Source organism: Salmonella sp. SG203 (genome assembly GCF_013350575.1).
Classification (GTDB): domain Bacteria; phylum Pseudomonadota; class Gammaproteobacteria; order Enterobacterales; family Enterobacteriaceae; genus Salmonella; species Salmonella enterica.
In genome coordinates, this window is record NZ_SNMT01000030.1 from 1 (window position 1) to 21,119 (window position 21,119).

21 protein-coding genes and 3 pseudogenes are annotated in these 21,119 nt (G+C 48.0%); 14 read left to right on the forward strand and 10 right to left on the reverse strand.

Translation table 11 applies throughout. The features are described 5' to 3' along the window. Positions 1-140: 140 nt before the first annotated feature. From prc to HV477_RS24710, 3 genes are all read right to left on the reverse strand, one after another. Positions 141-2,189 carry a carboxy terminal-processing peptidase gene (gene prc, locus HV477_RS24700; protein ID WP_001091237.1) on the reverse strand — a complete coding sequence of 683 codons (2,049 nt, stop codon included), beginning with the start codon at positions 2,187-2,189 and terminating at the stop codon, positions 141-143. 19 nt (positions 2,190-2,208) lie between these two features. Next, positions 2,209-2,895 carry an RNA chaperone ProQ gene (gene proQ / locus HV477_RS24705; RefSeq protein WP_000431401.1) on the reverse strand — a complete coding sequence of 229 codons (687 nt, stop codon included), beginning with the start codon at positions 2,893-2,895 and terminating at the stop codon, positions 2,209-2,211. A 97-nt stretch (positions 2,896-2,992) separates the two neighbouring features. Further along, positions 2,993-3,490 carry a GAF domain-containing protein gene (locus tag HV477_RS24710; RefSeq protein ID WP_001518229.1) on the reverse strand — a complete coding sequence of 166 codons (498 nt, stop codon included), beginning with the start codon at positions 3,488-3,490 and terminating at the stop codon, positions 2,993-2,995. 128 nt (positions 3,491-3,618) lie between these two features. Here HV477_RS24710 and yebS point away from each other — a divergent pair, with 128 nt between their 5' ends. The 5 genes from yebS to HV477_RS24735 all read left to right on the forward strand — a co-directional run bounded on the left by yebS (position 3,619) and on the right by HV477_RS24735 (position 9,677). Next, positions 3,619-4,902 carry a membrane integrity lipid transport subunit YebS gene (gene yebS / locus HV477_RS24715; protein WP_001207294.1) on the forward strand — a complete coding sequence of 428 codons (1,284 nt, stop codon included), beginning with the start codon at positions 3,619-3,621 and terminating at the stop codon, positions 4,900-4,902. Next, positions 4,871-7,504: a PqiB family protein gene (locus HV477_RS24720; RefSeq protein ID WP_001521100.1), complete on the forward strand. Its 2,634-nt coding sequence runs from the start codon at positions 4,871-4,873 to the stop codon at positions 7,502-7,504. Before yebS ends, HV477_RS24720 begins: the two co-directional genes overlap by 32 nt. Positions 7,505-7,581: 77 nt before the next feature. Beyond that, on the forward strand, positions 7,582-9,021 hold the full coding sequence (gene rsmF / locus HV477_RS24725; protein ID WP_079898836.1) for a 16S rRNA (cytosine(1407)-C(5))-methyltransferase RsmF: 1,440 nt from the start codon (positions 7,582-7,584) through the stop codon (positions 9,019-9,021). Between the two features lie 117 nt (positions 9,022-9,138). Next, on the forward strand, positions 9,139-9,375 hold the full coding sequence (locus HV477_RS24730) for a YebV family protein (RefSeq protein ID WP_024131108.1): 237 nt from the start codon (positions 9,139-9,141) through the stop codon (positions 9,373-9,375). A gap of 110 nt (positions 9,376-9,485) precedes the next feature. After that, complete coding sequence (locus HV477_RS24735; RefSeq protein WP_000457838.1) at positions 9,486-9,677, forward strand: YebW family protein; 192 nt, start codon at positions 9,486-9,488, stop codon at positions 9,675-9,677. Positions 9,678-9,695: 18 nt separating this feature from the next. Here the strand turns inward: HV477_RS24735 and pphA are convergent, their stop codons facing one another. The 4 genes from pphA to sopE2 form a co-directional block, all read right to left on the reverse strand. Continuing rightward, positions 9,696-10,346, reverse strand: coding sequence for a protein-serine/threonine phosphatase (gene pphA / locus HV477_RS24740; RefSeq protein ID WP_000986176.1), 651 nt, complete (start codon positions 10,344-10,346; stop codon positions 9,696-9,698). Positions 10,347-10,363: 17 nt separating this feature from the next. Further along, complete coding sequence (locus tag HV477_RS28935; protein ID WP_001574231.1) at positions 10,364-10,579, reverse strand: hypothetical protein; 216 nt, start codon at positions 10,577-10,579, stop codon at positions 10,364-10,366. Next, a complete protein-coding gene (locus tag HV477_RS24745) occupies positions 10,570-10,734 on the reverse strand; it encodes a membrane protein (protein ID WP_001134856.1) in 165 nt (54 codons plus the stop codon). The genes HV477_RS28935 and HV477_RS24745 overlap by 10 nt, the downstream gene beginning before the upstream one ends. A 284-nt stretch (positions 10,735-11,018) precedes the next feature. Continuing rightward, the gene (gene sopE2, locus HV477_RS24750; protein WP_175065500.1) at positions 11,019-11,741 is read right to left on the reverse strand and encodes an SPI-1 type III secretion system guanine nucleotide exchange factor SopE2; all 723 of its coding nucleotides are present in this window, start codon (positions 11,739-11,741) and stop codon (positions 11,019-11,021) included. Positions 11,742-12,424: 683 nt separating this feature from the next. Here sopE2 and HV477_RS24755 point away from each other — a divergent pair. Next, positions 12,425-12,820, forward strand: coding sequence for a DUF1398 domain-containing protein (locus HV477_RS24755; RefSeq protein WP_000422890.1), 396 nt, complete (start codon positions 12,425-12,427; stop codon positions 12,818-12,820). Between the two features lie 329 nt (positions 12,821-13,149). Beyond that, positions 13,150-13,626, forward strand: coding sequence for a hypothetical protein (locus tag HV477_RS24760; RefSeq protein ID WP_000030942.1), 477 nt, complete (start codon positions 13,150-13,152; stop codon positions 13,624-13,626). A gap of 372 nt (positions 13,627-13,998) precedes the next feature. Here HV477_RS24760 and HV477_RS24765 read toward each other — a convergent pair whose 3' ends face one another. Then, positions 13,999-14,418, reverse strand: a complete 420-nt coding sequence (locus tag HV477_RS24765) for a GNAT family N-acetyltransferase (protein ID WP_079898761.1) — start codon at positions 14,416-14,418, stop codon at positions 13,999-14,001. 369 nt (positions 14,419-14,787) lie between these two features. Between HV477_RS24765 and HV477_RS24770 the strand changes: the two genes are divergently transcribed. Together HV477_RS24770 and HV477_RS24775 are read left to right on the forward strand one after the other, a co-directional pair. Further along, entirely contained in the window at positions 14,788-15,057 is a 270-nt protein-coding gene (locus HV477_RS24770; protein ID WP_001752421.1) for a hypothetical protein, read from the forward strand. A gap of 165 nt (positions 15,058-15,222) precedes the next feature. Then, complete coding sequence (locus tag HV477_RS24775) at positions 15,223-15,363, forward strand: hypothetical protein (protein ID WP_079898760.1); 141 nt, start codon at positions 15,223-15,225, stop codon at positions 15,361-15,363. Between the two features lie 145 nt (positions 15,364-15,508). Here the strand turns inward: HV477_RS24775 and HV477_RS24780 are convergent. Next, positions 15,509-16,703, reverse strand: a pseudogene (locus HV477_RS24780) (IS256 family transposase). A 73-nt stretch (positions 16,704-16,776) separates the two neighbouring features. Here HV477_RS24780 and HV477_RS24785 point away from each other — a divergent pair. The 4 genes and pseudogenes from HV477_RS24785 to HV477_RS24800 form a co-directional block, all read left to right on the forward strand. Next, positions 16,777-17,196, forward strand: a pseudogene (locus HV477_RS24785) (tyrosine-type recombinase/integrase); the annotation flags it as partial. A 1,083-nt stretch (positions 17,197-18,279) separates the two neighbouring features. Beyond that, a complete protein-coding gene (locus HV477_RS24790; protein WP_001233445.1) occupies positions 18,280-19,194 on the forward strand; it encodes a DMT family transporter in 915 nt (304 codons plus the stop codon). A gap of 132 nt (positions 19,195-19,326) precedes the next feature. Then, positions 19,327-19,485 (forward strand): DUF5993 family protein, encoded by a 159-nt coding sequence (locus tag HV477_RS24795; RefSeq protein ID WP_000480735.1) that lies wholly within the window; start codon positions 19,327-19,329, stop codon positions 19,483-19,485. 9 nt (positions 19,486-19,494) lie between these two features. Further along, positions 19,495-20,109 carry a disulfide bond formation protein B gene (locus HV477_RS24800; protein ID WP_175065501.1) on the forward strand — a complete coding sequence of 205 codons (615 nt, stop codon included), beginning with the start codon at positions 19,495-19,497 and terminating at the stop codon, positions 20,107-20,109. Positions 20,110-20,435: 326 nt separating this feature from the next. On the opposite strand, the pseudogene HV477_RS29095 reads toward HV477_RS24800, so the two are convergent. Continuing rightward, a pseudogene (locus HV477_RS29095) lies at positions 20,436-20,582 on the reverse strand (helix-turn-helix domain-containing protein); the annotation flags it as partial. Positions 20,583-20,596: 14 nt separating this feature from the next. On the opposite strand from HV477_RS29095, the gene HV477_RS29100 reads away from it, so the two are divergent. After that, complete coding sequence (locus HV477_RS29100; RefSeq protein ID WP_000951652.1) at positions 20,597-20,743, forward strand: hypothetical protein; 147 nt, start codon at positions 20,597-20,599, stop codon at positions 20,741-20,743. The last annotated feature ends 376 nt before the right edge of the window (positions 20,744-21,119 follow it).

Below are 21,119 nucleotides of genomic sequence, written 5' to 3' on the forward strand. Positions count from 1 at the left end.
CCAGACCGCAAGATGTTTTAACAAATCAAAAGGGGTTTTAATAACTGACTTAAAGCTGAAAGCTTTCCGGAACCCCCAGCCTAGCTGGGGGTTTTCCATAGACAAAAAAAACAGGCACAATTTTTTGTGCCTGTTTAGCGTTACTTATTGGCTGCCGCCTGCTCCGCTGGTTTTTCTTTTTCAAGATGCGCCAGGTCCAGAGCAATCTTCACCGTTTCATCAAGGTACGGGTCCGGCTCCTGGTAATCCTTTGGCAGATCATCCAGTTTCTTCAGCAACGGTTTACCCTCACGTTTAAACCGATCGTTAATACGCGCCAGACGCAGAGCGTCTTCTTCATTGTTCTCTTTCTCACGCTGCGCATAATTCAGAGAGACGATGTTGCGCTTATCCTTCATGGCATTGAAACGTGCAATATCCTTCATGATGTACTGAAACTCAGGATCTTTGGCGATACGCGCGTTGTGTTCTTTCAATAATTCCGGGCCAAACGGGGCCAAATCGTCCGATTTCACGTATTTCGCCGCATCAATGCTATCCCACGGCAAGGCGTTATCTTCAAATTTTTCTCCGGTTTCCGTCTCTTCATTGCCAGTCGGCATGATGATATCCGGCGTGACCCCTTTACGCTGCGTACTACCGCCGTTGACACGGTAAAACTTCTGAATGGTGTACTGCACCGAACCCAGCGCAGGCCATTCCGGGCGAAGCATCTGATCGTAAATTCGGTTTAGCGAACGATATTGCTGTACCGTCCCTTTACCGAAGGTCGGCTCACCGACAATCAGCGCGCGACCATAATCCTGCATCGCGGCAGCGAAGATTTCCGATGCCGAGGCACTGAAACGATCGACCAGCACCACCAGCGGGCCTTTGTAGTAGACCACGCCGTCGGTGTCGCTATCCTCACGCACTTTGCCGTTATTGTCGCGCACCTGAACTATCGGACCAGAAGGGATAAACAGACCGGAAAGCGAAACGGCTTCCGTCAGCGCCCCACCGCCGTTTGAACGCAGATCGATAACGATGCTGTTAACATTCTGTTTTTCCAGCTTCTGAAGCTGAACTTTGACATCATCGGTCAAGCCAACATAGAAGCCAGGAATATCCAGTACGCCAACTTTTTCCTTGCCGACGGTTTTCACCGACATTTTAACCGCGCGATCTTCAAGACGAATCCGTTCACGCGTCAGCGTGATGATACGCGTTTTCGTCCCTTTACCAGCCGGCAGTATTTCCAGTCGGACCTTGCTGCCTTTTGGCCCTTTGATCAGCGCCACCACATCGTCAAGACGCCAGCCAATGACGTCGACCATCGGTTTTCCGGCCTGCCCTACGCCGACGATACGATCGCCGACGCTAATCGACTTGCTCTTCGCTGCTGGGCCGCCGGCGACCAATGAGTTAATGACAGTGTAATCGTCATCCATTTGCAGCACCGCGCCGATACCTTCCAGAGACAGGCTCATTTCGGTATTAAACTGCTCGGTATTGCGGGGAGAAAGATAATTCGTATGCGGGTCGATTTCACGCGCAAAAGCGGTCATCGCCAGTGAGAACACATCTTCACTGTTGGTCTGCGCCAGGCGACGAATAGCGAATTTGTAGCGACGCGTCAGCGTTTCGCGAATTTCTTTGTCGCTCTTGCCGGTGAGTTTCAGACTGAGCTCATCGAATTTCACTTTACCATCCCACAGCGCATTTAGCTCAGCCTCATCTTTCGGCCAGGGCGCTTTACTGCGGTCCAGGTTAAACGTATCGTTTCCGGTGAAATCCATTGGCCGTTCCAGCACTTTTAGCGCGTACTGGTAACGTTCAAACCGGCGCTTTTGCGCCAGGTTATAAAGATCGTAAAAAACATCCAGCTTACCCGTGCGCAGCTCATCGCCCAACACGGTTTTCTTTTTCGCAAACTGCTCGACATCGCTCGCCAACAAAACGTTGTGGCTATAGTCGAGAAGATTCAGATAGCGATCAAAAATCTTTGCCGAAAATGCCTCATCCAGATCGAACTGGCGATAGTGGGAGCGGGTAAAACGCGACGTTACGCGCTCGCTCACCGTCGCATGTTGCGTCTCTTCCTTTAGTACGGGAATTTGATCGGCACGCGTAATATCTTCCACGGCGAAGGACTGGCCTGCTAATGCAAGCAGGCCAGCTAACGCGGTAAGCCTAAAAAAAGTGTTCATGCCAGGCCTGGCCTCCGTTTCAGAACACCAGGTGTTCTGCGCGTACAATCAAAGACATACCCGAATTCAGCTGTACACGGACACCATCTTTGGTGATTTCTAATACGGTGGCATCCATCGCATTATTACCCGCTTTCACCTTGAGGGACTGCCCTACGGTCAATACTGAAATATCAGAAACCGGCGTGTGCTTCTCTTCGCGAGGCGCACGCGGCGCTTTCGTCGTCGGTTTATCAGCGCGAGGTTTACGTTCAGCGCCTTCTTTACGACGCGCTACCGGGCGAGGTTTACGCTCGCGTCGCGGCGCGTCTTCTTTTTCGCCAGCCGCCGCGGCAGCTTCGCGTTTTTTCGCTTGCTGCTCTGCGCGCTGCGCCTGAACACGGGCTTTGGCTTCTTCAAGCTGCTTACGCGCATGTTCGACATGCTGTTCTTCCAGCTCGCCGCACGGATTGCCATCAAGGTCGACGCGCGTTGCGCCCGGCTTAACGCCGTACAGGTAACGCCAGCTTGAAGTATAAAGACGTAAAGCGGAACGAAGTTGCGTTTTGCTGAGGTTCATTTCGCCCCCAACTCGCTCTACCAGATCCTGAAAAATACCAATTTTCAGCGGGCGAGCTTCGCCTTCCGCACTAAAACAGTGAGGAAAACGCTCGGCCAGAAACGCGATAACTTCTTTACTGCTATTCAACTTAGGTTGATTTTCCATGAAATTTCCTGATTACAACGGACGTAGCCAACAAGCAGCAGGCATGAACAGGCGTCATTATAATGACGCCATCAGTAATTGCTACGTTATCCGTTGATTATCCTGCGACGCTCGCAAAGAATTTTTTGTAATCCGTCGTTGCAAGCACGGTTTCAAGCTGTGCGACCAGCGTACGCAGGCCGTGTTCATCTTCTTCGGTAAAACGGCCAAACGCCGTGCTATCTATATCCAGCACGCCGATAATCCGTTCGCCAACCGTGACAGGCAGCACAATTTCGGCGTTGCTGGCGGCATCACAGGCAATATGGCCGTCAAACGCATGAACATCATCAATACGTTGAACCTTATTCTGCGCTACCGCTGCGCCGCACACGCCGCGACCAACCGGAATCCGCACACAGGCGATTCGCCCCTGAAACGGCCCCAACACCAGCGTATCGCCTTCGAGGAGATAAAATCCCGCCCAGTTCACCTCGGTAAGGCGTTCGAACAGTAGCGCGCTGGTATTCGCCAGCGTGGCCAGAAAGCTGGTTTCACCTGCCATTAACGACTGAAAATCGCGGTTTAACGCCGCGTATAGTTCTGTTTTGCTCATTATATAATCACTTCGTGGTCTTACTCCTAAACACAGGCTATTAAAATAAGCATTAAATGCGTTCTTGCTCAAGATTATTCCTGTCATGAGTTAAGATTACATTATTCTAACACTTTGATTCACGATACATGGCTCTGAACACCTCACACGTCACGCCAACAAAAAAGCTAACGATCAGGTCAATTAGCGAAGCGCTGCCGCGCAGCCACTACCAGCGCTGCCCTGAATGCGACATGCTGTTCAGCTTGCCGGAGATGAGCGCTCATCAAAGCGCTTATTGTCCTCGTTGCCAGGCCAAAATTCGCGATGGGCGCGACTGGTCGCTGACGCGGCTGACCGCGATGGCGGTAACCATGCTGCTATTAATGCCGTTTGCCTGGAGCGAACCGTTACTCCATATCTACCTGTTGGGCGTACGCATTGATGCCAATGTGATGCACGGCATCTGGCAAATGACGCAGCAGGGCGATCCGTTAACCGCCGCAATGGTGCTCTTTTGCGTGGTTGGCGCGCCGCTTATTCTCGTTTTTTCAATTGCTTATCTGTGGTTTGGCAGCCTTCTCGGCATGAATCTGCGTCCAGTCCTGCTGATGCTGGAAAAACTGAAAGAGTGGGTGATGCTGGACATCTATCTGGTCGGTATTGGCGTTGCCTCTATCAAAGTGCAGGACTATGCCTTTCTGCAGCCGGGCATCGGGCTTTTAGCGTTCGTTTCGTTGGTGGTTCTTAGCATTCTGACTATGATTCATCTGAATGTGGAACAACTATGGGAACGATTTTATCCGCAGCGCCCTGCTCAACGTGCGGACGAAAGATTGCGCGTCTGTCTTGGCTGCCACTTTAGCGGCTATCCGGATGCGAAAGGACGCTGCCCGCGTTGTCATATTCCGCTACGGTTACGCAGAAAACAGAGCATACAGAAGTGTTGGGCGGCCTTGCTGGCGTCTATTGTCTTTTTGCTGCCGGCAAACCTGCTGCCTATCTCGGTAATCTACATTAATGGCGGGCGTCAGGAAGATACTATCCTGTCGGGCATTATGTCGCTTGCCAGCAGCAATATCGCCGTCGCCGCCGTCGTTTTTATCGCCAGTATTTTGGTGCCGTTTACCAAAGTCATCGTGATGTTTACGCTACTGTTGAGTATCCATTTTAAATGCCAACAGGGACTGCGGACGCGAATTCTGTTGCTGCGTCTGGTGACATGGATAGGCCGCTGGTCGATGCTTGATCTTTTCGTTATCTCGTTAACCATGTCTCTGATTAATCGCGATCAGATTCTGGCTTTTACTATGGGACCGGCTGCGTTTTATTTCGGCGCAGCGGTAATTTTGACTATTCTTGCAGTGGAATGGCTGGATAGCCGCTTACTTTGGGATGCACATGAGTCAGGAAACGCCCGCTTCGAAGACTGAAGCGCAAATTAAAACCAAACGCCGTATTTCACCTTTCTGGCTGCTACCGCTTATCGCGCTAATGATCGCGGGGTGGCTGGTATGGGATAGCTACCAGGATCGCGGCAATAGCGTGACTATCGATTTTATGTCGGCGGACGGTATCGTACCGGGCCGTACTCCCGTGCGTTATCAGGGAGTAGAAGTCGGCACCGTGGAAGATGTCAGTCTGAGCAAAGATCTGCGCAAAATTGAAGTTCGCGTCAGTATCAAATCAGATATGGAAGATGCGTTGCGCGAAGAGACGCAATTCTGGCTGGTGACGCCCAAAGCCTCGCTGGCGGGCGTTTCCGGCCTGGATGCGTTGGTCGGCGGGAATTACATCGGTATGATGCCAGGTAAAGGCAAGCCCAGAGATCATTTCGTCGCCCTGGATACACAGCCTAAATACCGGCTTAGCAACGGCGATCTGATGATTCATCTCAATGCGCCGGATCTCGGTTCGCTTAATAGCGGTTCACTGGTCTATTTCCGTAAAATCCCTGTCGGACGGGTGTATGACTATTCGATTAACCCTAACAAACAGGGCGTGACGATTGACGTTCTGATTGAGCGACGGTTTACCGATCTGGTGAAAAAAGGCAGCCGTTTTTGGAATGTCTCCGGCATTGACGCCGATCTAAGCCTGAGCGGCGCGAAGGTGAAACTGGAGAGCCTCGCAGCCCTGGTCAATGGCGCGATTGCGTTTGATTCGCCGGACAATTCCAAACCCGCCGCCCAGGATGACACGTTCGGCTTATATAAAGATTTAGCCCACAGCCAACGAGGGGTAATCGTTAAACTTGAGCTGCCCAGCGGAGACGGTCTGAAGGCGGAATCTACGCCGCTCATGTACCAGGGACTGGAGGTGGGTGAGCTTTCTAAACTGACGCTCAACCCTGGCGGTAAAGTCACCGGAGAGATGACCGTCGATCCCAGCGTTGTTCCGCTGATGCGGGAAAATACGCGTATTGAGTTACGCAATCCCAAACTGTCGCTGAGCGACGCGAATATCAGTTCGTTGTTAACCGGAAAAACCTTCGAGCTGGTGCCGGGCGACGGCGAACCGCGCAGTGAATTTGTGGTGGTGCCGGGTGAAAAGGCCCTGCTGCATGAGGCGAATGCCTTAACCCTGACGCTGACGGCCCCGGAAAGTTACGGTATCGAACCGGGCCAGCCGTTAATTTTACATGGCGTAAAAATTGGCCAGGTCATTGAGCGCAACTTATCCAGTAAAGGCGTGTCATTCATCGTCGCGATTGAACCGCAGCACCGGGATTTGGTACAGGGCGACAGTAAATTCGTGGTCAACAGCCGGGTGGATGTCAAAGTCGGCCTTGACGGCGTAGAGTTCCTCGGCGCCAGCGCCAGCGAGTGGATTGACGGCGGAATTCGTATTTTACCCGGTACGAGCGGGAAGATGAAATCCACCTACCCGCTCTATGCTAACCTGGAAAAAGCGCTGGAAAATAGTCTCAGTGACTTACCGACTACCACCCTGACGCTGACAGCCGAAACGTTGCCGGATGTCCAGGCAGGTTCCGTCGTGCTGTATCGAAAATTTGAAGTAGGCGAAGTCATCACCGTTCGCCCACGCGCCAATACCTTTGACATCGACCTGCATATTAAGCCGGAATATCGCCACCTGTTAACCAGCAATAGCGTGTTCTGGGCGGAAGGCGGCGCGAAGGTGCAACTTAACGGCAGCGGCCTAACGGTACAGGCCTCGCCACTCTCCCGCGCGCTGAAAGGGGCCATTAGTTTTGATAACCTGAGCGGCGCCAGCGCCAGTCGGCGCAAAGGCGATAAACGCATTCTTTATGCTTCAGAAACCTCCGCTCGCGCGGTAGGCGGACAAATTACGCTGCACGCGTTCGACGCCGGAAAATTGGCGGAAGGGATGCCCATTCGTTACCTCGGTATTGATATCGGCCAGATCCAGACGCTGGAATTGATCACCGCACGTAATGAAGTGCAGGCAAAAGCCGTACTTTATCCGGAGTATGTACAGACATTTGCCCGCGCCGGGACACGTTTTTCCGTTATCACGCCACAAATTTCCGCGGCGGGCGTCGAGCATCTGGATACGATTCTCCAGCCCTATATTAACGTTGAGCCAGGACGCGGCGCGGCACGGCGCGACTTTGAACTGCAGGAAGCCACGATTACCGACTCACGCTATCTGGATGGGTTAAGCATCGTCGTGGAGGCGCCAGAAGCAGGCTCGCTTAATATTGGTACCCCCGTCCTGTTTCGCGGTATCGAAGTGGGAACCGTCACCGGAATGTCCCTGGGGTCGCTCTCCGATCGCGTGATGATCACCTTGCGCATCAGTAAGCGTTACCAATATCTGGTGCGTAATAACTCCGTATTCTGGCTTGCCTCCGGCTATAGTCTCGACTTTGGTCTGACAGGCGGCGTGGTGAAAACGGGGACATTTAATCAGTTCATCCGTGGCGGTATCGCCTTCGCTACTCCACCAGGTACGCCGCTGGCGCCAAAAGCGCAAGCCGGTAAGCATTTCCTGTTACAAGAGAGCGAACCGAAAGAGTGGCGTGAATGGGGTACCGCTCTGCCACGTTAAACACCCGGCTCCGGCGTACTCGCGCCGGAGCGTTTTATGCTACACTGCGCGCCTGTTTTTTTGCCGGCGATACACCTGTGGCTCAACACGCTGTCTATTTTCCTGACGCTTTTCTGACGCAAATGCGTGAAGCAATGCCTTCCACGCTCTCTTTTGATGAATTTATTTCGGCCTGCCAACGCCCGTTGCGCCGCAGTATACGCATCAATACGCTTAAAATATCCGTGGCTGATTTCCTTGCCCTAATCGCGCCCTACGGCTGGTCGCTCACGCCAATTCCGTGGTGTCATGAAGGATTCTGGATCGAGCGCGATGATGAAGAGGCATTGCCGCTTGGCAGTACCGCTGAGCATTTAAGCGGCCTGTTTTACATTCAGGAGGCCAGTTCGATGCTGCCGGTCGCGGCCCTGTTCGCCGATGATAATCATCCGCAGCGGGTCATGGATATGGCAGCGGCGCCTGGCTCCAAAACCACGCAGATCGCTGCCCGCATGGGGAACCGCGGCGCCATTCTGGCCAACGAATTTTCGGCCAGCCGCGTCAAAGTTCTGCACGCTAATATCAGCCGATGTGGAATCGCCAATACCGCACTGACGCATTTCGATGGCCGCGTATTTGGCGCTGCGTTACCGGAGATGTTTGACGCTATCCTGCTGGATGCGCCCTGCTCTGGCGAAGGCGTAGTACGTAAAGATCCTGATGCGCTAAAAAACTGGTCGCCAGAAAGCAATCTGGATATCGCGGCGACACAGCGGGAACTGCTCAACAGCGCTTTTCATGCTTTACGACCCGGCGGCACGCTGGTCTACTCCACCTGCACGTTAAATCGCCAGGAAAACGAAGAGGTCTGCCTCTGGCTGCAAGAGACCTACGCCGACGCCGTTGAATTTTTGCCGCTGGGTGATCTGTTTCCTGACGCTGACCGCGCCCTCACCCCGGAAGGCTTCCTGCACGTCTTCCCGCAAATTTACGACTGCGAAGGATTCTTCGTCGCACGTCTGCGTAAAATGTCATCCCTTCCAGCCATGCCCGCGCCGGGGTATAAAGTGGGGGCGTTTCCTTTTACCCCCCTCAAAGGCCGCGAAGCATTACACGTTACCCAGGCGGCCAACGCCGTCGGACTGTTATGGGATGAAAATCTCCATCTTTGGCAGCGTGAAAAAGAGGTCTGGCTGTTCCCGGCAGAGATTGAATCACTGATCGGAAAAGTCCGTTTTTCCCGGCTCGGCATTAAACTGGCTGAAAGTCATAATAAAGGCTATCGCTGGCAACATGAGGCGACGATAGCCCTTGCCTGCCCGACTCATGCTCACGCATTCGAACTCTCTGCGCAAGAGGCGGAGGAGTGGTATCGCGGTCGGGATATTTATCCGCAAACACCCCCTGCCGCTGATGATGTCCTGGTGACGTTCCAGCGTCAGCCGCTTGGTCTGGCAAAACGTATCGGCTCAAGAATAAAGAACAGTTACCCGCGTGAACTGGTGCGGGATGGCAAACTCTTTACTGGTAATAGTTAAAAGGCGCACAAAAAAACCGCACTTTTTGACTGGCGCTTTTGCGTACATTGACTACGCTGAAAAATGGACGACTAAACTGGTCGTACCACAATTAGCGTATTAACGGAGAGCACGATGATGAAAACCAGTGTGCGCATTGGCGCTTTTGAAATCGACGATGCCGAATTACATGGCGAATCGCCGGGGGAGCGAACGTTAACTATCCCCTGTAAATCCGATCCGGATTTATGTATGCAACTGGACGCCTGGGATGCCGAAACCAGCGTTCCCGCCATTCTCAACGGGGAACATTCCGTTTTGTTCCGTACTCATTACGATCCTAAATCTGATGCCTGGGTTATGCGTCTTGCCTGACTCAAAAAGAACCCGTCGCCAGGCGGGTTATTTATTCTTCCTTTTCTCATTTCCCCCCTGCGCTAACCTCTCCTACACTATCGTGTAAAGTAGTTAACATTGAGGATGTAATGTTCGCGCTGGTACTTTTTGTATGTTACCTGGATGGAGGATGCGAGGATATTGTCGTGGACATCTACGATACCGAGCAGCAATGTCTTTATTCGATGGACGATCAACGGATTCGCCATGGCGGCTGTTTTCCGGTAGAGGATTTTATCGACGGCTTCTGGCGACCTGCGCAGCAATATAGCGATTTTTAACCCTGGTCGCTGATACCGCTATTGTATCCGCGCTAACGTCAATTGCCCGCCAAATACCGCGCCCGTATCAATATAGTGTACGTTGGCGAAATCCATGCGCCTGCGCAACGGCGTATGGCCAAACCAAAAATGATCGGCTCCGCTAATCCCACCGCGCTTATTTATGAGCCGTTCGCGGCTCCAGAGAACCTGATGTAAGTCGACCTTTTTTTGCCATTGATAGGTTGACGCTGGATAATCAGCATGAGCGATCACATGCGTGCTATGGCGGCAGCGAACTTCCAGTATCCAGGGCAGTCGCTGACAAAGGATAAAAAGCGCTTCAGCTTGCGCAGCGTGTTCAGCGGTCAGGCGGGTAAACCAGTCGCCACCATTCATCAACCACAGCGTCGACTGCGATGAGGCCCGCGCATCCAGCGCCATTTGTTCATGATTGCCGCGAACCGCCGTCATCCAGGACTCACGCAGTAAAGCCAGGCAACCCAGGCTGTCCGGGCCTCTATCAATGAGATCGCCCACAGAAACTAACAAGTCTTGTTGCGGATCAAATCGACACTCACGTAACCTTTTCATTAACATTGAAAAACAGCCGTGAATATCGCCAACCACCCAGACATGCCGCCAATTCTTTGCCTCTATTCGCTGATAAATCTCTTCAGGCCGCATCATGTTTTTCCTGTCGTTCATTATCCAGGACAGATATAAAAAGATAGCGTGTGCAGATTTTTTTGCTTAGTAAGCGTGCGCTGTTGTAAATAGCGAATTTCACCATTAGCGAGTAAATGCTTTGTTATCATCGCAATAAAATATAACTGGCTGCGCCAGGGGAGGGTTATCCCCTGGCGCAGCGAGCTACTCACTATCGCCTGTTCACCTTCAATACTCTTCCTCCTTAAAAACATATCGGAAACATAAACCACATCGCCTCAGCACACGATATAGCACACTCTTTAGCGGAGTGATCCTCAAGGCAAACCAGCGCCAATGCAGGTGTCGTTACCGTGGCGACCATCGCCCCCACAAACAGGCGCAGCACAATTTTTTTTAAAGGCGGCATAACCTCTCCTGACAGTTAACAGACCATTAATCCTTATCGAGACATCATCCGTGCGCGGGTATCATAAACTTAACAACACGCAGCGTTTCAAAAAAAGCTGTCTGGTTATACCGGCATTTAGAGTAATAACAATTATTTTAAGTTTTAAGTGTATCCATTTGATTTTTATATTAAAATAAATATGACGACGTTTTGTTAAAAGCGTCGCCATAAAAATGAATATATAGTTTCAGAAAATCTGCTATTAATTCATATGGTTAATAGCAGTATTGTATTTACTACCTTCAGGAGGCATTCTGAAGATACTTATTCGCAATATTTTCTATAGTTAACTGAAATTGTTGTGGCGTTGGCATCGTCCCCTTATTAAACAGCGGCGTAACCTCTTTCATAACGATTTTCTCAGCATACGCTTTAAAAGATACCTGCTGATTATGATTTATAAACATATGCGGATATTTAATACTCGCGGAAGCAATGAGGGGGACGACAAAAGGATTCGCCCCTGCCCCACCTGGAGTAAATACACCATTTTTTATCTCCCCAGGTAGCCCCGCATTCTGCGCAGCCTCTCCTATCTCTTTCAGAAAGGGGGTAATACTGACCCCTTTACTGATGAGTAATTTACAACAGTGATCTTTATTATTACTGTACACGGCTGATAATATGGCTTCGCATGTCTGACGAGCATAGGCCGGATCTTTACTCGCATTACCTTTGATATCCAGGCTATTGAGCTTTTGCAGCATAAAATCTTTAACAGTTTTACTGGTTAATACTGACCTACCCTCAGAGGCGCTCCCACGATGAAAATGGGTAGTCGGTATGTCTGTTTGTTGATGCAGGCTAAAACGATCTGACAGACTCGTCGACAGGCTGATAAAGCTATTTCTAACGGCAGTAATACTTTTCGCAAAAATGTCCTTCTCCGTTGTTTTTTCTTTTACTGGTTCAACGTCACTTCTATGGATTCTGTAGTGCTGGGTGGATAGTGTTATGTTAGTCACGGTAGTTCTCCTTTTAGATAACTATGCATAGCTACACTTTGTTTATATTTCTTGCTTTCAAAAAATAGCCACCTTCTCCACAACCATTTTTACTCATTGATATTTATAAATTTTATTTTCCTGATGGATTTTGTTCTTCTGTCACTTAGCCTGTTTTTTTTCGGCGCAAGGTGATCGACTTTTATCGAGGAACATTTTTATCGGGACAATCCTGAACAGGTAAAACATCACTTCAATTCAACTGCTGCGTCACATAAAACATTCATGAATATTATTATTTATGCTGATGTTATTACGATTTTGCCCCCATTCGCAGGCTGGCTACCAATTATCCTGCCAGCGAGTTAGCCGCTTTTTCAAAACCTATAAAGTCGCCACGCCAAACCTCTCCGTCACTGTAATCCTTATCTAAACATCAATTAATTAACTGATTTTTATATATTATGACTTTTCATGACGTTCAGAAAAACTACAAATGAAATGGATTGACGCATCTATTAGTGGTCAAAAAAACGCGCTACGAGAAATAATCAGTAACAATTGCAACACTATTCCAATCATAACGTAAACTATATGATACCAGGCGATTATTATTGCTTTTAGGTAACATCTTTGTATGGCTGCTTTTAAGCAACAATACTCTAACACAACATATAACATTATAACTTACAATAGGTTAACAAATGGAATTACAGCTTATGCTTAACCACTTTTTCGAGCGCGTCAGAAAGGATGCAAATTTCAACGCATTTCTAATCGATCTGGAATATAATAATATCGCTTATTACATCTATTTTGTTGCTACCGGCAATGTGAAAATTATCACTCATGCAGGCCACTTCATTTCTATTAAAAGCAATAGAAAGCTGATTAAAGTCAATTCAACACCGAATACGCAATTAATAAAATTGACTTCAGATAAACACTTTTCGGGGGAGCATTCCTATGAAAAATACTGTACTGATCTGGCAACGGCAGGCGTTTTTAAATGGATTGTTGAATTAAACCAAAAAACTCGACAATACTGGTCGAAAGACAACCAATTATTATATATAGAAAATGTGGTCATGCCGCTTTAACAAGCCAGGGTAATAATAGCGTCAGTCGTGACATCCGGCGTGTTACGACTGCGGGTTATCCAATTTAGAGACCATAATGAGAGTCTGACTGCGAGAGTTACCCTGTGCAGTCCGACCGACGCAGCAACGTTTGACACGATTCTCGACAACAGCATCTCCTGGTGCAGGAGAAATGATATTCAAAGCGATATCGACTAAAAGCTCAAAATATTTGCCTTCTATTTATATTCTATCTAATTAATACCCTCCAGGAAGTGTGGCATAATTGCAGAATCTGTCAGAATTCCGGGAGCATACCGGAGCGTAATCGAAAAAACATCTGGAGATGTATGAGCAAGGATGAAATCAGTTATCAAATTCTTTACCGGTACTCTCTGGAAAAGCTGTACAGTACTCTGACCAGAAGAGTAGATAACGTGTTGTCATTCGCCCTCATTTTTCTCGGGGTCGGCGTCACCATAAACGTCGGGAGTCCCTTTATTCTGGGGCCAGGCATTGTGGGTATCGCCATACTAAAAAGAGTACTCCGCTTCGGCACGCGATCAGCCCAGGCCGACCGGCAGTCCCGCGCCTGGCTGAAACTTTTTAATACTCAGCACCGCTTTCCTTCAGATAAAACACTGTTCCTTGCCTTCACATCGCTTGAGCAAGACGCGAGTGAAGTATGGTCCATGCTTATTGGTCCTGCCATCGTCATGACTGAGACCGCCCTCGGAAAAACGCCCATTGAGCCATTGACGGCGGGTGAAAAACTCTGTGCATTTTTGAGCGGCGCGACGAAATCCCAGCTAGCAGATCGCAATTGACCTGTCTTCTAAACGCCTGTGCCATACCACAGAGATTTAGTACAAAATTAATTAATGGAGTACTAACGCTGTCAGCAGGTTTCTCTGAGTGAAAGATTCGTATTATACGCACAGCCCAGTTTACAGTTTATATAACAGCGCTATATGTTTTTGTATCCGTACCATGCCGCCTACAAGCGGCTGTCTGAGTATCTCTAGCCGTGCCAGGGGGTATTAGCTCAAATGTGAGCTGACAGCCAAACCTAATCTGACTGTCCGCCCTGTGCCAGAAGCGGACGCTGATCATGGTGTGTACAGGCCAACGGTACGATATATTTTAAAGCTACCTGATTACAGCTTTCATAAAGCTATGGGTATTCAAATGCAGCAAAGCTATAAACCGAGCTTAATTAAATAATGCCTTTGCGAACCTACTTTAGGAAAGTCCGGTAGCGACATTTGAAGTATATAACCCTGTTTTTCATAAAAAGGGAGAGCCTGGAAGCTAAAGGTATCTACAAGTCCATGAGCACAGCCTTTCCGCAAACCTTCTTTTTCGGCCATCGCCATAAGTTTGCTCCCCAGACCGCAGTTCCTTGCAGATTCACTTACCCAAAGATAGTCGATGCAGAGCCACGGACCTTTTCTGTCAGCAATTAATCCGCCTACCATTTCGCCGCTTTCGTTTCTGCAGTAGACCCCAAGCTGCCCATTTTTACTAAAATCGACGAACTGAGCATTGTAGCTTCTTAATCCGGCTAATAGTTCTTCTTTATCAAATTCAGTAACTTGATGTGTGATTTGAATGTCCATACATGCCCAATTGAACAAGTTTGTATTTGGAATATAACGTTATAAATAAGTTAATTAAATGTATCAATAGAAAGTTTGTTTTTACTCCTGGGGGCAGGTCACGTCCGCTACTCGCTTAAAGCAAACTGTCAGTTGGAGTCTGAGCTGGTACAATTAATGTGCCACTGGTTAGAAATCAGTAATACGATTTTATCAGGCTGGTGCTCTGGCCTGTCAGGATTTGAGGTATCCACCCGGTTTACCAGCCCCCTGTATTTGGCACCAGTGGAACCCACTTCCCGATCCAGGATATCCAGTACCCACCACCGAACCTCTTTCCCCAAAAGACATGAGCAACCTCAAGCGCCTTGTCTGGATGATAACCACGGTATGAAGTTTGATAACACGTGGAATCAGGGCGTATGGTTCGCTCTCCGTTCAGCAACTGGACGCCCTTCTCCCCAGCCTTTCAGCGTTGAAGATTTGCCAGCGCTGGGTGAAGAGTATAGGCGAATTATGAAAATCATTTCTGCCGTTTATACTTCGAAAAAGACGTTATCAAAAAGGTGGTTCGCAAGCGCGGAGTTATTAAACCTTTACTTAACGAAATACGGTTTAAGTTGCTTGAATTGCAGCAGAAAGAAAACGACGGCTTGCTGATGCTGGACAAATTAAGCAAGCATGGCATCAATGGACTGATACGCCGTCAATAAAAGGAAGGGTGCATGGACGATCCCGTCACATCACCAATCACAACAGAAGAGCACAAAACAACATTTCACAGTGTAAAGGATAAAACACGATGCCATTTTCAATCAAAAACATATGTTCAGGTCCAAAAGGACATTGCCCAGAAATCTCCAGCCCTATACAGGACAAGCCAGTACCGAGGAATTGCACACTGACCTCAACAACATGCGATATACAGAGCTATACAGTATTCAGCAGGTGGTCCTGCAGTTATGAAATGCGCCCACCCGGTGCAGAAGAAAGAACCCCACGACTAAAATTCTCAGCGACGGAGCTCTCATGGCTATCTAAAACAATAGAAACAGAGAGGCGCAACACAAAAGAATGAGCCTGTCAGTAATTCTGTGTAACTGCCCAGTTATTAAAGGTGATCGCTCAGGCGGTCACCGAACTCGATAATAAAACGGCTCATCGCCAGCCGCCAGTTCTGGATCGGCATACTCCATTTTTTGACGCATCCTTGATCGCCAGATAAATAACTTTTCGTACTGAGTCATCCGTCGGGAACACCTTGCGTTTCTTAATCGCGGCACGGATCACGCAGTTCAGGGATTAGATTGCGTTTGTGGTGTAGATGGCCTTGCGGATATCCGGCGGATAACTGAAGAGCGTATTGAGGTTTTCCCAGTGCGCACGCCAGCTTTTGCTGATTTGCGGATATTTATCGTCCCGGGCTTTCGCGAACGCATCCATCGCCATCAGTGCCGCCTCTTCGGTCGGGGCCTGAGGCCGCTGGTGGCGACTTTGTAGCCTTTCCAGGCTACGTATTTCAGACTGTTACGCACCATGTGGATACTGCACAGCTGGATATGGGGCTGCGGGAAGACGCTGTTTATCGCATCCGGGAAGCCCTTCAGACCATCCACACAGGCAATCAGGATGTCCTGAACGCCCCGGGTTTTCAGCTCCGTCAGCACGCTTAGCCAGAACTTTTCGCCTTCATTTTCGGCCAGCCACCTACCCAGTAACTCTTTCTGGCCTTCGGTGTTGATACCCAGTGCCAGGAAGACGGCTTTGTTGATTACGCTGCCATTCTGACGGACTTTGACAACAATGCAGTCCATATAAACAATGGGGTACAGCGCATCCGGTTGCCGGTTTTGCCTCTCAGTGACCTGCTCTTTTACGGCGTCGGTGACTTTAGATATCAGCGAGGGTGACACATTGGCGTCGTACATCTCTTTGAAGGTGGCGACGATTTCGCGGGTAGTCATGCCTTTGGCGTAGAGGGATAAAATTTGGCTGTCCATCTGCGTAATGCGCGTCTGGTGCTTCTTAAGCAGCTGTGGTTCGAAGGTGTTTTCACGGTCACGCGGTGTGTTGAGTTCTATCTCGCCGTCATCGCACAACACCGTTTTGGACGAGTAGCCATTACGGGTGTTTGAGCCTGTTTTGGGCGCATTTTTCTCATACCCGGGGTGGTCAGCCAGCTCCGCATTGAGCACCGTTTCGACGGTTAATTTCGTCAGCATACGGGAAAACGGATTGAGGTCGGCTTCGGTTTTAAGGCCTTTAGTCAGTTCAACCGCAAGGGCTTTGAGTTTCTTTTCGTCCATAATTGCCTGTCCCCGTTACTGGAGTGAACATATCAAACACAGGCAATTACACAATTTTATATTACAGTCTCAGTTCAGTCACATTATTGATGAGCGACTGTACGTTAAGCAAATCAAGACCGAGATGAAAATCGCTCTGCCACTTTCGCTCACCCCTCCTTCCATGGGTTTACGCCTCAGTACGGTGATTGATCGTTGCCGCCTGGTAAGCCGTAGCGAATACCTTATCAGCGCTGGCATACGCAAAAACAGCCCGAACGGGAGTATTCATCCTGATAGCCTGACTAAAAAATTTGTTGCGGCACGAAAATTGACCGGAATAAATTTCAGTGAAAACCCACCGCCGTTTCACGAGATCCGCAGCTTATCCGGACGACTGTATAAAGACGCTTACGGCGAAGGGTTTGCTCAGAAACTCCTGGGACATACTTCAGAGAACACAACAAAAATATACCTTGATGGACGTGACGAAAAGGCATACATGATGCTCTGATTTTCTGTTTTAAAAATGTTAAATCAGGTTTTATCGTGGTATAAAGAAAAAAGACCGAATACAGAAATTCGGACGTATTTCGGGCCATTTTGCGTATAAATCCCCCGACCAAACAAACTCACTGCCCAATACATCACTCCCCTCTTCCATTGGGGGACTCTCGATGCCAAATACCCATGTAGACGAAGGCTTAATAGTGATGCCAACAAAAGCGATCGCGAAAAGTTGAACAGGTGGCTAGTTTCAGATTAAACACATTGGTTAGTCATCCTGAACAAGTAAAATCCGCCGCAACTGGCAACCATTCAATACTCGCACTATCGAACGATCGCCAGCTTGCCGCAGCCCGTTCTTGCATACGATGTGGCTGCGGTTCCATTACATCAGGAATGTGAAAATCGGGATAAACCTGCCACTTAACCTGAAGCAGGTCTTCATAGCGGGTGGTATACCGAGGCGAAAGCATTTCTCTTAAGGTCGCCATATAAAAACATTCTATTACAACGAGTTATCTCCTCCTGCCTCCGCCCCGGCGCAAAGCTATAGTTTTTTCTATCTCCTTGTGAAACAAACAATTATTCTTGCTATGGCGCTGATTAACAATCGTTCGCGGGCAACGTACATTCAGCGAGTTTCAGAGCTTCCTGACGGAATTCAGCCGGTGCTGTTTCTGGGGCTTCTTACTGGTTGATACAGATCCTGCCTCTTACTTGAGAATTTACTCATTTAGCCGTATGTCCATTATGGGTGGATAAGATCATTTATCATCGTAAGGGTTGAAAGCGATAAGTTAAACTTGTCCTGGCTCAACAAGGGACCCGACTAATGATGAGCTCTTCATCTTCAAGGCGTTTTATGCCTTCCAGCAAGAATAGACATTAAATCGACAACTGCTGCCAGGTCTTACAGGCGCAGTGGACAATCGTGTGGTAACAGCCTGAGTCATTTATTATTTTTCTCATTCAGCATAACTGCGTCTTCTGATAGAGAAATTTTTATCTAAACATATAAAAAACACAGTGAAGAAAACGCTACTTTTTTCTAGCTAAAAAGCTAAATTAATTTTTTTACGGAGAGGATCTTATGCGCAAGGTGTCGATATCTATATTATTCATGCTAGTTTCACTGACTTGGGGGACTACATGGTTGGCCATGCGAATTGCCGTTGAAACTATCCCTCCAGTGTTTGCAACCGGAATGAGGTTTATGTTTGCAGCACCTTTTTTAATCATCATTGCATGGTTAAGAAAAAAAACACTGTTGTTTCCTCCCGGACAACGATTATTCCAGTTTGTGATATGCATCTTTTATTTTTGCATTCCTTTCTCACTAATGATTTATGGTGAAACCTATGTCAACTCTGGGCTTGCCGCCATTATCTTTGCGAATATGCCTGTGGCCGTTTTGATAGCATCGGTTTTGTTTCTAAATGAAAAAGCGAAACTAATGCAGATCGCGGGCTTAACTATCGCAATCACTGCATTGACGGGGATACTTCTTGAAGAAACGAATACAAGTACAGAGAGTCACTGGCAGGGTATCACTGCGCTTATTTCTGCTGTGTTAATCCATGCCATAATATATACACAATGTAAGAAAAGAAGTTGTACTGTCTCTGTTATCACATTTAATGCGCTCCCGTGCCTTTTAGCTGGGTTGATACTTTCTGCGACAGGATGGTTTTTTGAAAGACCACAAGTATCAACCTTCTCAGTACACTCAATATTAGCTACCCTGTATCTCGGGGCTTTTGCCGGAGTTTTTGGTATCCTGTGCTACTTTGCGCTTCAGCAAAAGGCTAATGCCTTCCAGGCTTCGCTTGTATTTCTTATCTTTCCGCTGATTGCGGTAAGTCTGGAAGACTATATTTATGGATATGCTATTTCAACACACTCAATGCTGCTTATTATACCATTAGTTATCGGGATATTTCTTACTCTTGTCGCCAGAAATATCCCTGTAACCAGCAGATGCCGGGATAACTCATCACAGAAATAATCGATTTATAATAACGCAAATAATTCCTGATGCCTTACTGAGCTCCGGCTAATGCGGGGTGGATAAGCTGGAATACAGACCCGGTAATACACAGCGATTATATTAACAAGCAATGTAATAAAGGAGTTTTTTATGTTCATGTTTCTGCCATTCTTGCTTGCACTGAGCGTGGCAATGGGGGCCATAAACAGAAAGGATAAAGTCAGCTACATTCTGTGGGCCGTTTTACTCATCGTCACTATTTTATCATTCATTCATCATATGACCAATTCGCTGACTTTGTCATTTTAAGGAGTGTGTATGAAAACGCATCATCATCCAACAACATTTGTTCATCTGATTAATCAGGTGGGACTCCTTGGGATATGCGTTGCTCTGGTTGTAGCCTTTTATTATCAACTCGTCAGGCATGAGCTGCCTTGTCCAATTTGCTTATTACAGCGGGCTGGCCTCACCATCGCCGGTTTTGGCTTTTTATTTAACCTCTGCTTTGGTCTACGAGGTATACATTACGGGATGGTAATTATTGGCAGTATCCTGACCGGAGTTATGGCATCCCGGCAAATATGTTTGCATATCATGCCCGGTGACACAGGATATGGTTCTGCATTTTTTGGATTACACTTTTATACCTGGACTCTGATTACGTCAATTCTGATTATTATTGCTGTTGCGGTAATTCTGGCAATCAGTAGCATGAATGTTGCATTTCGTTCATTGAATATTAATCCGGACCTGTTCAGTATTGTCGGTTGGGTATTTCTGTTACTGATTACTGCCAACCTTATTTCAACTGTACTGGAATGTGGCGGAGGGGAATGTGCTGCTAACCCGGTCACATATAAGCTACTGTCGAAACAGGATATTGCCTTTCTGAAAACAGGCCTCCTGACGAGGACAGTTCTCCGGTTATGACGCACTTTTAAAATGACTGATTGGTAAATATATAGCAAGCACCTGTCTTGTAGAAATTGGAATGGTTATGGGCTAACACGGAAGTTACAGTAACATTGAAATGTTGCAATAACAGGAATCAAACTTACAACCTTCGCATTACGAATTAGTAGAATCACATTTAACTAACTGTTTCAAATACACATTTCCGCATTCACATTGCTCAACTCAATGGCACATGATGTTAGAAATAGAATGATGCTTCACCATGTTTGACACAAAAATGGCACACCCTATAAAGCATCCACAGCACATATTTGGGTGGCACGCACCGTGGAAATACTGCATTACCCTAACACAGGGAATTTTCTGTACAGCGTCGACAGCCCCGCATCATAAATAATCGCTACCTGCTGTCGCGGTACTCCTGCCCTAATAAGGCACCCTGCCTGCGCCCATTGCTCCGGCGTCAGTTTTGGCCTACGGCCACCAATGTAGTGGCACTGTAGTGGCACACTGGGTACTGAAGCAATGGCCACAACTGGCGCTTGATGCTATCAGCCAGATAACCTTCCAGATGGATAACAAACATAGCAGCTATCCTGTCTGTATCGGATTTGTAAAACCAGACGTTGACCATCTTCATCAAGGTTAAAGGAACAAAGAGCTCTTTAAAGTAACTCTTTGTTCCATTACGATAGTTTAAATATGATGTTCTGAATGGGCCTTCACTACATGAACAGGAAAGGCTCAGGATAACCACTTCTCAGACATTAAAAGCAAATGAGAAAACCAAGGGGGCCTAAACCTGCCGCCAGGGAACAAACCTCTGCACATTCTTTAGTGCTACCACCGTCCCCTAAGCACCCCAGAGCGAACGCTCTGGCTGGGCAGCAGACGACAACAGCAGAAGAGTTGTTATGAATAAAACTTTACGTGATTTAATAAGAGAAAACATATTATTACCCTCATAGTAAGCAGTATTAAATAAGCCGGGATATATCTGATGTTCAATCAGTCCCTCATATAGG

Coding starts and splice junctions, on each gene's coding strand:
- prc (WP_001091237.1), bottom strand. CDS start 2,189: ATGAACACTTTTTTTAGGCTTACCGCGTTAGCTGGCCTGCTTGCATTA.
- yebS (WP_001207294.1), top strand. CDS start 3,619: ATGGCTCTGAACACCTCACACGTCACGCCAACAAAAAAGCTAACGATC.
- HV477_RS24795 (WP_000480735.1), top strand. CDS start 19,327: ATGTTCATGTTTCTGCCATTCTTGCTTGCACTGAGCGTGGCAATGGGG.
- HV477_RS24755 (WP_000422890.1), top strand. CDS start 12,425: ATGGAATTACAGCTTATGCTTAACCACTTTTTCGAGCGCGTCAGAAAG.
- HV477_RS24790 (WP_001233445.1), top strand. CDS start 18,280: ATGCGCAAGGTGTCGATATCTATATTATTCATGCTAGTTTCACTGACT.
- HV477_RS24800 (WP_175065501.1), top strand. CDS start 19,495: ATGAAAACGCATCATCATCCAACAACATTTGTTCATCTGATTAATCAG.
- HV477_RS24735 (WP_000457838.1), top strand. CDS start 9,486: ATGTTCGCGCTGGTACTTTTTGTATGTTACCTGGATGGAGGATGCGAG.
- HV477_RS24720 (WP_001521100.1), top strand. CDS start 4,871: ATGAGTCAGGAAACGCCCGCTTCGAAGACTGAAGCGCAAATTAAAACC.
- HV477_RS24710 (WP_001518229.1), bottom strand. CDS start 3,490: ATGAGCAAAACAGAACTATACGCGGCGTTAAACCGCGATTTTCAGTCG.
- HV477_RS28935 (WP_001574231.1), bottom strand. CDS start 10,579: ATGTTTTTAAGGAGGAAGAGTATTGAAGGTGAACAGGCGATAGTGAGT.
- proQ (WP_000431401.1), bottom strand. CDS start 2,895: ATGGAAAATCAACCTAAGTTGAATAGCAGTAAAGAAGTTATCGCGTTT.
- HV477_RS24770 (WP_001752421.1), top strand. CDS start 14,788: ATGAAGTTTGATAACACGTGGAATCAGGGCGTATGGTTCGCTCTCCGT.
- HV477_RS24765 (WP_079898761.1), bottom strand. CDS start 14,418: ATGGACATTCAAATCACACATCAAGTTACTGAATTTGATAAAGAAGAA.
- HV477_RS24745 (WP_001134856.1), bottom strand. CDS start 10,734: ATGCCGCCTTTAAAAAAAATTGTGCTGCGCCTGTTTGTGGGGGCGATG.
- HV477_RS24760 (WP_000030942.1), top strand. CDS start 13,150: ATGAGCAAGGATGAAATCAGTTATCAAATTCTTTACCGGTACTCTCTG.
- HV477_RS24730 (WP_024131108.1), top strand. CDS start 9,139: ATGAAAACCAGTGTGCGCATTGGCGCTTTTGAAATCGACGATGCCGAA.
- pphA (WP_000986176.1), bottom strand. CDS start 10,346: ATGATGCGGCCTGAAGAGATTTATCAGCGAATAGAGGCAAAGAATTGG.
- HV477_RS24775 (WP_079898760.1), top strand. CDS start 15,223: ATGTTCAGGTCCAAAAGGACATTGCCCAGAAATCTCCAGCCCTATACA.